We start from the raw sequence: 12913 nt of genomic DNA, 5'->3' as shown, positions 1-12913 counted from the left end.
CAGGTTGGCATTATTTCTGCCAATCAAGAATCACTTTACCTGACATGCCAGAGCACATCTTGTCGAAGCCTTCTTGGAAGTCATCAACACTGTAGTGGTGTGTAATGATTGGGCTGAGATCCAAACCAGATTGGATTAAGCTCGCCATTTTGTACCACGTTTCAAACATTTCACGACCATAGATACCTTTGATCACCAAGCCTTTGAAAATCACTTGGTTCCAATCAATACCCATGTCTGACGGTGGAATACCCAGAAGGGCAATACGACCACCGTGGTTCATGGTTTTCAGCATTGAGTTAAACGCTGACGGGTTACCTGACATTTCAAGGCCCACGTCAAAGCCTTCTTTCATGCCTAGCTCAGCCATGACATCTTCAAGCTTCTCTTCCGCCACGTTAACCGCACGGGTAACACCCATCTTACGAGCAAGATCGAGGCGGTATTCGTTCACATCAGTGATCACGACATAACGCGCACCCACGTGTTTCGCCACAGCTGCTGCCATGATGCCAATCGGGCCAGCTCCGGTGATCAGCACATCTTCGCCAACCAAATCAAACGACAGTGCCGTGTGTACCGCGTTGCCGAATGGGTCGAAAATAGAGGCGAGATCATCAGAGATATCGGCAGGAATTTTGAATGCGTTAAAAGCAGGGATCACCAAGTATTCAGCAAATGCGCCTTCACGGTTCACACCGACACCCGTGGTGTTACGGCAAAGGTGTGTGCGGCCAGCGCGACAGTTGCGGCAGTGACCACAAGTGATATGGCCTTCGCCAGAAACACGGTCACCCACGGTGAAACCGCGAACTTCCTGACCCATAGCAACCACTTCACCCACGTATTCGTGACCGACAACCATTGGTACCGGAATGGTCTTTTGTGACCATTCATCCCAGTTGTAGATGTGTACATCAGTACCACAAATCGCGGTTTTACGGATTTTGATCAAAAGATCGTTATGGCCTACTTCTGGCAGCTCAACCTCGGTCATCCAAATGCCAGGTTCCGCTTTCAGTTTTGCCAGCGCTTTCATTTTGTTCGTCATTGACTGCTTATCCAATCAAGCCCATGTCTTTACCAACTTTGATAAAGGCATCGATAGCTTTGTCTAATTGCTCGCGGCTATGTGCAGCCGACATTTGTGTACGAATACGTGCTTGGCCTTTTGGCACCACAGGGAACGAGAACCCAACCACGTAGATACCTTCTTTCATCATGCGTTCTGCAAATTCAGCGCCCACTTTCGCGTCGCCCAGCATCACAGGGATGATTGCGTGGTCAGCACCAGAAAGCGTAAAGCCCGCTTCGCTCATGCGCGCGCGGAAATGGCTCGCGTTATCCCAAAGTTGGGTACGCAGATTGCCGCTTTCTTCCAGCAGGTCGATCACGCGAATAGACGCAGAGACGATCGCTGGAGCGAGAGAATTCGAGAACAGGTACGGGCGTGAACGCTGGCGCAGCCAATCAATCACTTCTTTCTTGCCCGAGGTGTAACCGCCTGATGCGCCGCCCATGGCTTTGCCTAGCGTACCGGTGATGATATCGATACGGTCAATCACATCGTGATGCTCGTGAGTACCACGGCCATTCGCGCCCATGAAGCCCACTGCGTGAGAGTCATCAACCATCACCAATGCGCCGTATTTGTCTGCCAAATCGCAAATCGCTGGCAGGTTCGCCACAACGCCGTCCATTGAGAACACACCGTCAGTCACGATAAGCGTGTTGCGAGCACCGGCTTCTTTTGCCGCAATCAGTTGCTGCTCAAGTTCTTCCATGTTGTTGTTCGAATAGCGGAAACGCATCGCTTTACAAAGGCGCACACCATCGATGATTGAAGCGTGGTTTAGTGCATCAGAAATAATCGCATCTTCTGCGCCCAAGATGGTTTCGAACAAACCCGTGTTCGCATCAAAGCAAGAGGTATAAAGAATGGTGTCTTCCATACCGAGGAAAGTAGAGAGTTTCTCCTCAAGCTCTTTGTGCGCATCTTGCGTTCCACAGATGAAACGTACTGATGCCATGCCAAAGCCGTGCTCGTCCATGCCCTTCTGCGCCGCTTCAATCAGTGCAGGGTGATTCGCCAGACCTAAGTAGTTATTGGCACAGAAGTTCAGCACTTCGTCACCTGATGTCACCGCAATTTTGGCTTGCTGCGCCGTCGTGATAACACGTTCATCTTTATAAAGGCCTTCAGCTTTCACTTCTTCAAGCTGTTGGCGGATTTGCTGGTAAAAAGCGGTAGTCATCGCTCACTCCATCATGGAAAACAGGAACAAATTTAAGGCATGCCATCAGTAGAGCACTGATAACACAGTATTTATCGCGCACAAGTGAAGCTGATACGTCCACCACATTAAACTAATGCAGTATTACATATCACAATAATGGCTGATAATAGGGTTATGAGGAAGGTTGCGTCTATCGAATTAGCACATCTTATTGCCAGAGATCACGCAGATGCCTCTGTCATTTGCTGTTGGTAGTGCTCAATTAACTCGCCAACAACTGCTCGCCCCTTGTCTGTTGTCATGGGCGATACCATATTGAGTATTTGCAAAACACCTTGATAGATAACAGCTGGCGTTATCTTGGCCTGTGGCGCTTGGGCGCTTTGATAAAATATCCAGCTTGAAGCAACAAGCTTAAGCGTGCTGCACAGCGACGCCAGAGCCTCGTCTTTCATATCTAACCAGCCAGTGTCACGAAATCGCCCCAGCATGGTAAATAAGTTCGCTTTCAGGCTTTGTTGTGCGATGAGGTATTTATTCTGCAATACCGCATCACGTCGCAATATATCGGGCAGATTGGCGTAGAAAAAACGGTAGCGCCACATCAACTGAAACGTGGCATCTAAATACGCAAGCAGACGCTGTTGATCGGATTCAGCTGGCACTTCTGGTTGAAAGCCCACCGTGAGATCGAGCGCGTATTGATCGAAAATACTGTGTATAATCTCTTCCTTATTACGGAAGTGGTAATACAAGTTTCCTGGGCTAATCCCAAGATCAGCAGCAATGTGATTGGTAGTGACATTTGGTTCACCCTGCTCGTTAAACAGTGCCAATGCAGAATGAATAATGCGATCACGGGTTTTCATGGTTAAACTGCTATCCTCAGGCCCAAAAGGGAAAAGTAAATATTACCATAGCCTCCGCAAGAGTGATGGCGGGGTCTTCTCATTGTCAGATATTAGGTAAAAGTATGATTATAGTGACTGGCGGCGCTGGCATGATTGGCAGCAACATTGTTAAAGCCCTGAACGAACAAGGCATCAACGACATTCTAGTGGTTGATAACCTAAAAGACGGTACCAAGTTCGTCAATCTGGTCGATCTAGATATCGCTGACTACATGGACAAAGAAGACTTTATCACCCAAATCATGGCGGGTGATGATTTCGGCCCAATCGAAGCCATTTTCCATGAAGGCGCATGTTCTGCTACCACAGAGTGGGACGGCAAATACATGATGCTCAACAACTACGAGTATTCAAAAGAGCTGCTGCACTTCTGTTTAGAGCGTGAAATTCCTTTCCTATATGCTTCTTCGGCTGCGACCTATGGCGGTCGTGACCACGACTTCATCGAAGAGAAGCCGTACGAAGGTGCATTGAACGTTTACGGTTACTCGAAACAGCAATTCGACAACTATGTACGTCGTATTTGGGCTGACGCAGAAGCACATGGCGAAACGCTGTCGCAAATCACAGGATTCCGTTACTTCAACGTTTACGGCCCACGTGAAAACCACAAAGGCAGCATGGCGTCAGTAGCGTTCCACCTAAACAACCAAATCAAAGATGGTCAAAATCCAAAACTGTTCGAAGGCAGCAACACCTTCAAACGTGATTTTGTTTACGTTGGCGACGTTTGCAAGATGAACCTTTGGTTCCTTGAAAACGGCGTATCTGGCATCTTCAACTGTGGTACTGGTCGCGCTGAACCTTTCCGCGCTGTCGCGGAAGCCGTTATCGCCTACCACAACCAAGGTGAAGTGGAAGAGATCCCGTTCCCAGACCACCTAAAAGGCCGCTACCAAGCCTTCACCCAAGCCGACCTCACTAAGGTTCGCGCTGCGGGTTACAGCGAAGAGTTTAAAACTGTCGCTGAAGGTGTTGCCGAATACATGGCAATCCTGAACAAGTAATTGGCAGGAAAACGGGCCTCGGCCCGTTTTTCGTCTTACCTCTGATTTATCTGTAGTTTCGACTCTATGAGCCAAGAATCAAGCAACACTTCTTATCTACCCAAATTCGAATGGGCATTCCTGCATCCTCGCTACTGGGGTACTTGGTTAGGGATGTTTGTTGTCGCGATCCTCGCGTTTGTCCCTTTCCGTCTACGTGACAAATTCGCAGAGTTTCTCGCCAAACGACTGGTTAAAATGAATAACCGGGCGAAAAAGCGTGCCGTCGTCAACCTTCAAGAATGTTTTCCAGAAAAAACAGAAGAAGAGCGTTTCGCCATTCTTGAACAAAGCTATATTAATGCAGGATGCGTGATGCTTGGCTTTGCCACCATCATGATGCGCAGCAAACGCTATTTGGAAAAACGTACGCTTTTTCGTAACGAGGAAATCCTCACCGAGCTCGTCGAGAATGGTGAAAAGGTCATTCTACTCGTGCCGCACAGTTGGGCAATTGACTACCCTGCCGTGCAACTCGCATCGCGTGGCTTACCTGTCGCAGCTATGGTGAAAAAGCAAAAAAACCGAGTCGTGGATTGGTTGATGAATGTGCAACGTCTCAAGTATGGCGGTCGTACCCACGAGCGCGGTGATGGCGTGAAACCTTTTATCAAATCCGTACGTGAAGGGTTCTTAGGCTATTACTTGCCAGATGAAGATCACGGCCCTGAATACAGTGTCTTCGTGCCTCTTTTTGGTACACAAAAGGCGACACTTTCAGGCCTCGGTAAACTGGCAAAACTCAGCCGAGCGAAAATCGTGCCGCTAATGCCTGTATACAACCGCGAAACCGGTAATTTTGAAGTCATTGTGCAACCACCACTCGCACCGTTCCCAACAGGTAGCGAAGAAGCCGACGCGCGCATGATGAACGAACGTATTGAACAGTTTTTGGAATCCGACCCCGGCCAGTATATGTGGATCATGAATCTGCTCAGATCAAGACCGGATGGTAGTCAGCTATATTAAGAGGTCACCTAACGTGAATACATCCCGACAAGGTGGCCTATTAAATCGTCTCCTTTTCACTCTTCGCAATAAAGTGAAAGTCAAAAATGGCAACACGATCAATGTTGCCTCCGCAACACGGATCCGACAGTGCCATATTTCGATAAAAGGCACGGGCAATAAGTTAATGATTGACGATGGTGCGAACCTAAAAGGCGTGCATATCGAAATCAATGGCAACAACTGCAGCCTCACTGTCGGAAAACACTCTGTGATTGGAGAGGGCTGTTACCTTTCGGCGCGTGAAAATGGCACGACACTCACTATCGGTGAAAACTGTATGTTCTCGCGAAACGTCAAAGTGATGACCAGCGACGGGCATGACATTCTCTGCGCAAATGAACGCATCAATCCAGCAAAGAGCATTACGATAGGCTCACATGTGTGGTTGGCTGATGGCGCAGTTGTCCTCAAGGGCAATGATATTGGTGATCATTCAGTCGTTGGAATCAATGCGGTAGTCACTCATGACGTTCCCACAAACAGTATTGCTGCCGGTAACCCAGCTAAAATCATTAAATCTGACATTTGTTGGGATGAGAAGTTAACGTACTAACCATGAAAATACTCATAATTGGCCCATCTTGGGTAGGCGACATGGTCATGTCCCAAAGCCTCTACAAACGCTTAAAAGACCATCATCCCGATGCGTTGATTGATGTGCTCGCACCTGCTTGGTGCAAACCCATTATTGAGCGTATGCCTGAAATTCACCACGCAATTGAAATGCCGGTCGGACACGGTCAGTTTAATCTCTCAGAACGTTGGAACTTGGGCAAATCATTACGTGAAGAACATTATGATCATGCCTATGTGTTACCTAACTCCGCCAAATCGGCACTGATCCCGCTATTTGCTAAAATCCCTAAACGAACGGGGTGGAAAGGAGAACTTCGATTTGGTCTGCTCAACGATTTAAGACCAGACAGAAAAGTCTTCCAATACATGGTAGAGCGCTATGTTGCTCTCGCACATACAAAACAGGCGATGCTATCGGAAGTTGACATCGAGAGCGTATCAAACCCAGCACTCAACGTTGACAAAGAGAATCAAGCTGCCTGTCTACAGCGATTCGGTATAGCCTCTCACTCGCCCATTATTGGCCTCTGCCCTGGTGCTGAGTTTGGCCCAGCAAAACGCTGGCCCGAACAGCACTATGCCTACATCGCCAAACAATTGATCGCCGAAGGCAACCAAGTATGTCTATTCGGTGGTCCCAAAGACAAAGCAGTCACAGAAAGCATTGTTAGTGCTCTTTCAGAGCATCAAAAATCAATGTGCTTTGATTTAGCCGGAGAGACTTCATTGGTAGATGCGGTGGATCTGCTTGCGGCTTGCCACACTGTGTTTTCAAACGATTCAGGACTCATGCATGTGGCTGCTGCCGTCAACAGCAATATTGTAGCGATATATGGCTCAAGCTCCCCCATGTACACTCCTCCGCTTTCAGATAAAGTGAGAATTGTTAACACCGACATCAAATGCCGCCCGTGCTTCAAACGAGAATGCCCACTTGGACATTTAGATTGCCTCAATAAGCTGATGCCACAGCAAGTACTTAGCGCATACCACGACTTAATCTCTACGCCGCGATGGAAAGACAATGAAATTTAATCAACCAAAGATTTCATCAAAATACGCATGCTTTGAAAAAGGCGCTTACGCATCCAAAGCAGCCAAGCACTACTTGAATAATGAATTTGACCCAAATAAGGTCAAAAAAATTGCGGTCATTAGACATGCGGCTTTAGGTGATCAAGTTATCACTCGACCGTTCTTGATCGAAGCGCGCAAGTTCTTCCCCAATGCGGAAATTACGTTAGTCGCTCTTTCTACCTATCAATACGGAATGCCTTCCGATCTTGCAGATCGCACCGTCGTTCTGCACGGCAGAGATCGTAAAGGGGAAGTGTCATTCGGCGATAAAATGAATAACTTTCGCGAAGTGGGCGATCAGGATGTCATTTTTGATTTGGCGGGAACTAACCGCTCTTACTGGGTAAACATTCTCAACAAAGCCAAATTAAAGATTGGTTTTCCTTACAAGTCTTGGCTCAAAGGCACACTATACAATGCTGCGGTATTTCGCTCTGATCTCCAGCCAGAAGTCGAAACGATGCTAGATATGCTGCGCTTACTTGGCCATATTCCTGCACAACGCCTCGACTTTGGTTATCCCGATCACGCGGAGCTCGTCAGTTCAGAACAACCTTACTTCGTTTACTTTAATGGCGCATCCCAACCAAGAAAGGTGCTAAAAAACGATCAGGTTATCGCGCTAATGGAAATGGCCGTGAAGACCTTTCCTGAGGTTAAGCATGTTTTTCTTGAGGGCGTCAATGAGTCAGAAAAAGGTGACTTTCTTTCACACCTAACGACCTACGATAATTTTGCAATCCAGCCATGCATCCCTCTGGAGGAATTACTCACATTCTGCGCAAAAGCCCAGCTGGTTGTAGCGCCGGATACGGGTGTAAGAAACGTTGCAATATCAACGCACACACCCACTGTCGGTATTTTCTATGCCACAGTTCCATTCCGATATACACCAAGATATGAGCCTATTCACCATATCGTCATGAATGCGTCTTGCGCCGTTCCTACCAATGAGCAAATAGTTCATACTATCTCAACTGCATATACAGCAGAAAAATAACACGATGAATGAAAGTGACTGATTTCTTGGCGGTACTTTCATTCTTCGCTATTTCTGCGGTTGGTTAACTTACGGATAAACGGAATGATTTTAACGCTTCTTACTTTTGGCGACCGCTTAGAAAACCACTATCAAGCTTCTTTTGCCATTCTCACTTATTTGAAAAGTGACCTTATCTCTAAGGTTTGTGTTGTTACTGATCGCCCAAAATACTATGAGTATTTTGGCGACAGTGTTGATGTTATCGAGATTGACCAAAACATCATGAATGAATGGCGTGGAAGTGATGACTTTTTTTGGCGCATAAAAATGAAAGCCATTGAAGCCGCAGCACTGCGTAACCCCGAGCAAGACATTCTTTATGTTGACTCAGATACCTTCTATGTGCGGAATATGGACGTCATTGCTAACGGACTAAGCCAAGGGCAATCTTTCATGCATGAAAATGAAGGAAAACTCTGTGGGATGACAAGTAAAACTCCACGAAACATGTGGAAATCCCTTCAAGGAAAGACCTTTGCTGGCGTCACCATCAATGAAGACACTGAAATGTGGAATGCTGGCGTCATTGCACTTCATCGTAGTCATGCCAAACAGACGATTTCGCTTGCCATCGATATATGTGATGAAATCTGTAAAACAGATTGCCCTAGACGTTTAGTAGAACAGTTCGCTTTTTCTGTCGCCCTCAAACACTCCTCGATCTTAACCGCCGCAGAAAATCAAATCGGTCATTACTGGGGCAACAAGCCGGATTGGAATGCAAAAATCGTCGACTTTTTTATGTTTTCAACATTGTCAGGGTCATCGTTTGAAGAAGATTTAGCTCGAGTACAAACGTTGGAGCTAAGCACGCTGCCGACTGTCTACAAAGAAAAAAGCATTAAAGGCAAAGTAAATAAATTGCTCGACCGCGTGTTCCCACCTAAAGAAGTGCAATACTATAAAGGACGTACTCAATAAAAGTCTTATCAATTTAGGTAGATAGAATGCATTAACGGATGGGTTCACTGACACATGGATGAGGAAATCAATGACCAAGCCAGTTATTTCCATCGTATGCCCCTGCTTTAACGAGCAGGAGGTTATCCACACCTTCACAGATAAAATCACGGAGATATTAGGAGAAACAAATTTCAGCTATGAGCTGTTATTTGTTAACGATGGAAGTCGAGACGACACACTCACCGTGCTCTATGCTCTGGCTGAAAAAGATAAGCACATTCGCGTGCTTAACCTTTCACGTAACTTTGGCAAGGAAGCGGCACTGACCGCAGGCCTTGAACATGCCGAAGGTGACGTCATCATCCCTATTGATGCCGACATGCAAGACCCGCCTGAGCTCATCCATGACTTTATTAGAGAGTGGCAAAAAGGCTATGACGTTGTTGTCGCCAAGCGCATCGACAGAAGCAGCGATACACTGGCAAAAAAAATCACCGCCAATTTATTCTACAAATTTCACAACAGCATTGCTGACGTCGAAATTCCTGACAATGTAGGAGACTTTAGGCTCATCACCCGTCGGGTCGTTCAGGCTATTCAACTGTTACCAGAAAACCAGCGATTCATGAAAGGGATCTTTTCTTGGGTGGGCTTCAAAACCTCAGTGGTTGAGTATGCACGTCAACCTCGCGCAGCCGGAGAAAGCAGTTTTAACGGTTGGCGACTGTGGAATTTTGCCTTGGAAGGGATAACCAGTTTTAGTACTGCGCCCTTACGTGTTTGGCTCTACCTTGGTGTTATATTCTCGGCTATCGCATTTATACTGGGTGCATCTATCATCATAAAAACCTTAGTTTTTGGTGTCGATATCCCGGGTTATGCATCGCTACTTACTATTGTTCTTTTCTTTGGTGGCATACAGTTAATTGGACTTGGCGTCATGGGGGAGTACATCGGACGACTGTACATGGAATCCAAACGAAGACCTGTATATATCCTCGATAGTGATTCAAAAACACCCGAGAGTGACCGTCGATAGTGCACCCAATCGCGAAAAAGCTTTTTCAATACCGGATTATACGTTTCGGCTTAACCGGTGGACTAGCGACACTGATACATGTCGCTATTGCCTTCTGGTTGCTACATTTTTTTGCCGCTAATGTGCTAACCGCAAATCTCTTTGGATTCCTTGTCGCGTTTGGTTTTTCGTATTTCGTACAATCACTGTTTGTGTTTAAACAATCATTGTCACGTAAAAATGCAATACGCTTCTTTGCAGTTCAATTCTCTGCGTTAGTGATCTCACAACTGATCAGTGAACTGTTCAATGATACCAACAGCTATCTACGCGTCTTGCTGGTTGTGTTTATGATCCCCTTGGTGACTTACGTTATTCACCGATTTTGGACATATAGAGAAACAGACTCCTCAACAAACTAGGTTGCACGGATACTTCATGACACCTGACTTTTTCACTCGCTTTGCGCCCTCACTTCAACGTGCTGGATTCTACTTAGGCTTAATGCTCGCCATGTTGTACGCGAGTAATCAAATCCTTACTGGCGACCAAACCCAAATGCTCTATAAGGGCTACCTAGGTGCTTATCAAAATGTCTGGCTGGCATTTGGCAACGCTGCTAGTGCTGTGGGCAATGTGCCTGGATCGTTATCCGCTTGGATTGTCGGTGCTCCACTCTTGTTATGGGATAACCCTTGGGCACCGATGCTCACCATTATCGCGCTACGAGTCATCTCATTCTTTTTGCTTGATGCCGTAGTGAAATCTGTCTTCAGCCAACCGGTCCGCTTTCTATTCATGGTCGCTTATTGGTTGAACCCATGGCTTTTGTACGACAGCTTGCTCTACAACCCTGCCTATTTGTGTTTTTTTACGGCATTGCATTTTTGGTCAGCATTTAAACTTCGAGAGCAATCTTCCTTCGCCTTTAGCTTTCTCCATGTATTGGCAATTGGCGGCGCGATGCAGTTCCATTACTCTTGGCCAGTATTGGCTGTCATCTCTTGCTATCTTCTTTACCGTAAAATGGCACATCCTAATTGGGCGGGTGTCATGGTTGGTGGCATGGTTGTTCTCGCATCCCTTATTCCCTATTTTCAGGAATACATGATTAACGAGAGTATCAGTCGAGAAAGTGATCGTTACATCGGCTATGGTGCGGTTCATGTTTACCCAGTAATTAAAGCTGTGTTCTATTGGGTTCGCTACGGCTCTACGATGTTTTCAAATCGGCTGATCACGGATGTCAGTTTTGACTGGATCACCACCATCAGTTGGCTACAGATGACTATTCAGTATTGCTGGCAGGCACTACTTTATGTGGTAGGCGCGACAACCGTGGTGATCTCCGCAAAAGTAAACTGGCGTGCATGGAAGAGCATCAAGCCCATAATTAAACGCGACAAGCCGATTGCAGATGACACACATTGGCTGCTCTTGTTTGCAGGCGCGACGGTATTAGCCATCATCATCAACGCTATGCTATCCCCCATTACCTTTTCATATTGGCATCTGATCCTTACATTCCCACTGGCTCTCATCCCCATCATGGTGTCAGCAGAAACATGGCGAATCTCAATGCCCACTCGTTTCAATAAAGGCCTCATCGCTTTGGCTGGCTTCTTTCTTCTCGTTAACCTTGTTGCCGCGCATGACAGTGACAAATACTCGTATAAAGTCGACTACGTCGAGCAAGTGGAGCAATACTTGATAGATGAAGGGCTATCGAAATAGGCTAATGTTCCGCTAAAGGGCTCGATTTCGAGCCCTTTGTTGTAAACTAGCCTCAGGTTTTCCAAACAAGGTTTTCGTGTGCGCCTTCTTTATACCCTTTTACTTTTCATCGCTGCCCCTTTTCTTCTTCTGGGTCTCTATCGCGCCAAAGATGGGAAACCTCGTGTTGGTAAGCGCTGGGTTGAGCATTTTGGAAAAACCCCAGCACTTGTAGGCCAACGTCCAATTTGGATTCATGCTGTTTCCGTCGGTGAAGTGATTGCCGCAAAACCGATTATTCTGGCGCTTCGCAAGACATATCCAGACGCTTCGATACTCGTCACCACCACCACGACAACAGGTGCTGCGATTGCAAGCAAGCTTGGCGATGGTGTCGAGCACAGATACATGCCTATCGACTTTTCCTTTGCCGTGAATAGCTTTTTAAAACGCGTCAACCCTCAAGCCATGTTGATCATGGAAACCGAGCTTTGGCCGAATACCTTAACGGCAGTGAAAAAAGCAGGCATCCCAATCATCGTGATGAATGCACGACTGTCGGAAAAGTCGATGCGCGGCTATCAGCGTGTGCAGCCGCTATTCAATCTACTTTCAAACAATATCGACCACATTCTTTGCCAATTCCAGGACGATGCTGATCGTTTCGTTCAACTTGGCGTCAATTCACAGCATGTTTCCGTATCAGGCTCAGTGAAATTTGATTTACCTGAATTTGATGAATCTAACCATGCTGTTGTCGCGCTGAAGCAAGCAATTAAACAACGTCCAGTATGGGTAGCAGCGAGTACCCACCCTGGCGAAGACGAGATTTTACTCGACGCTCATCAAGCGCTATTGGCTGAACAGCCTGATGCATTGATGGTACTTGTTCCACGCCACCCTGAACGTTTCGGTGATGTCGCAGCACTGATTGAACAAAGAGAGTTTTCACTGTCACGTCGCAGCCAATCACAGCCTATTAATGACAATACGCAAGTGTATTTGGGCGACACCATGGGTGAAATGATGACCTTACTTGCCACGTCGACCGTGACCTTTATGGCAGGCAGTTTAATGGGTGAGAAACTGGGTGGGCATAACCTGCTAGAGCCCGCTTCCCTTGGGAAGCCTCAAATCACAGGCCCAAGCTACTTTAATTTTCAGGTCATTGGCGATCAGTTGATTGAAGCCGGCGCTTGTGAGGTGCAAGAAGCGCCCTCAGACATTGCCAATGCGCTATTGAGTTTCATCAACAACCCAGAGAAATGCCAACAAGCAGGAGAAACCGCGCTGAATGTGGTGGAGAGAAACCGTGGCGCGGTCGCTAAAACACTTGAAGCGATAGCACCGTGGATTGATGCCGAGAAGCAATAACTAAT

General features: G+C 46.8%; 13 protein-coding genes. 10 read left to right on the top strand and 3 right to left on the bottom strand.

What is annotated here, in order from left to right; all coding sequences use genetic code 11:
• Positions 1-10 precede the first annotated feature (10 nt).
• The 3 genes from tdh to L4D06_RS14945 form a co-directional block, all read right to left on the bottom strand.
• On the bottom strand, positions 11-1051 hold the full coding sequence (gene tdh, locus L4D06_RS14955) for an L-threonine 3-dehydrogenase (RefSeq protein WP_028025850.1): 1041 nt from the start codon (positions 1049-1051) through the stop codon (positions 11-13).
• A 7-nt stretch (positions 1052-1058) separates the two neighbouring features.
• Positions 1059-2255, bottom strand: a complete 1197-nt coding sequence (locus L4D06_RS14950) for a glycine C-acetyltransferase (RefSeq protein WP_429740279.1) — start codon at positions 2253-2255, stop codon at positions 1059-1061.
• A 203-nt stretch (positions 2256-2458) separates the two neighbouring features.
• Positions 2459-3106 carry a TetR/AcrR family transcriptional regulator gene (locus L4D06_RS14945; protein ID WP_274164456.1) on the bottom strand — a complete coding sequence of 216 codons (648 nt, stop codon included), beginning with the start codon at positions 3104-3106 and terminating at the stop codon, positions 2459-2461.
• 104 nt (positions 3107-3210) lie between these two features.
• On the opposite strand from L4D06_RS14945, the gene rfaD reads away from it, so the two are divergent.
• The 10 genes from rfaD (at position 3211) to waaA (ending at position 12908) form a co-directional block, all read left to right on the top strand.
• Entirely contained in the window at positions 3211-4155 is a 945-nt protein-coding gene (gene rfaD, locus L4D06_RS14940) for an ADP-glyceromanno-heptose 6-epimerase (RefSeq protein ID WP_274164455.1), read from the top strand.
• Positions 4156-4221: 66 nt separating this feature from the next.
• Positions 4222-5163: a lauroyl-Kdo(2)-lipid IV(A) myristoyltransferase gene (gene lpxM / locus L4D06_RS14935; RefSeq protein ID WP_429740276.1), complete on the top strand. Its 942-nt coding sequence runs from the start codon at positions 4222-4224 to the stop codon at positions 5161-5163.
• Positions 5144-5758, top strand: coding sequence for an acyltransferase (locus tag L4D06_RS14930; protein ID WP_274164453.1), 615 nt, complete (start codon positions 5144-5146; stop codon positions 5756-5758). Before lpxM ends, L4D06_RS14930 begins: the two co-directional genes overlap by 20 nt.
• Before the next feature lie 2 nt (positions 5759-5760).
• A complete protein-coding gene (gene waaF / locus L4D06_RS14925) occupies positions 5761-6816 on the top strand; it encodes a lipopolysaccharide heptosyltransferase II (RefSeq protein WP_274164452.1) in 1056 nt (351 codons plus the stop codon).
• Positions 6806-7858, top strand: coding sequence for a glycosyltransferase family 9 protein (locus tag L4D06_RS14920; protein ID WP_274164451.1), 1053 nt, complete (start codon positions 6806-6808; stop codon positions 7856-7858). The genes waaF and L4D06_RS14920 overlap by 11 nt, the downstream gene beginning before the upstream one ends.
• 84 nt (positions 7859-7942) lie before the next feature.
• The gene (locus L4D06_RS14915; RefSeq protein ID WP_429740273.1) at positions 7943-8821 is read left to right on the top strand and encodes a hypothetical protein; all 879 of its coding nucleotides are present in this window, start codon (positions 7943-7945) and stop codon (positions 8819-8821) included.
• 70 nt (positions 8822-8891) lie between these two features.
• The gene (locus L4D06_RS14910) at positions 8892-9842 is read left to right on the top strand and encodes a glycosyltransferase (RefSeq protein ID WP_274164449.1); all 951 of its coding nucleotides are present in this window, start codon (positions 8892-8894) and stop codon (positions 9840-9842) included.
• Positions 9842-10243, top strand: coding sequence for a GtrA family protein (locus L4D06_RS14905; RefSeq protein WP_429740271.1), 402 nt, complete (start codon positions 9842-9844; stop codon positions 10241-10243). Before L4D06_RS14910 ends, L4D06_RS14905 begins: the two co-directional genes overlap by 1 nt.
• Positions 10244-10259: 16 nt before the next feature.
• Positions 10260-11555 (top strand): 3-deoxy-D-manno-octulosonic acid transferase, encoded by a 1296-nt coding sequence (locus L4D06_RS14900; RefSeq protein ID WP_429740269.1) that lies wholly within the window; start codon positions 10260-10262, stop codon positions 11553-11555.
• A 78-nt stretch (positions 11556-11633) separates the two neighbouring features.
• Entirely contained in the window at positions 11634-12908 is a 1275-nt protein-coding gene (gene waaA / locus L4D06_RS14895; protein ID WP_429740267.1) for a lipid IV(A) 3-deoxy-D-manno-octulosonic acid transferase, read from the top strand.
• The last annotated feature ends 5 nt before the right edge of the window (positions 12909-12913 follow it).

It is taken from the genome of Enterovibrio makurazakiensis (genome assembly GCF_050336585.1).
Taxonomy (GTDB): Bacteria; Pseudomonadota; Gammaproteobacteria; order Enterobacterales; family Vibrionaceae; genus Enterovibrio; species Enterovibrio gelatinilyticus.
The sequence above is the reverse complement of the archived record's forward strand: the minus strand, read 5'-3'. Positions and strand labels throughout refer to the sequence as shown.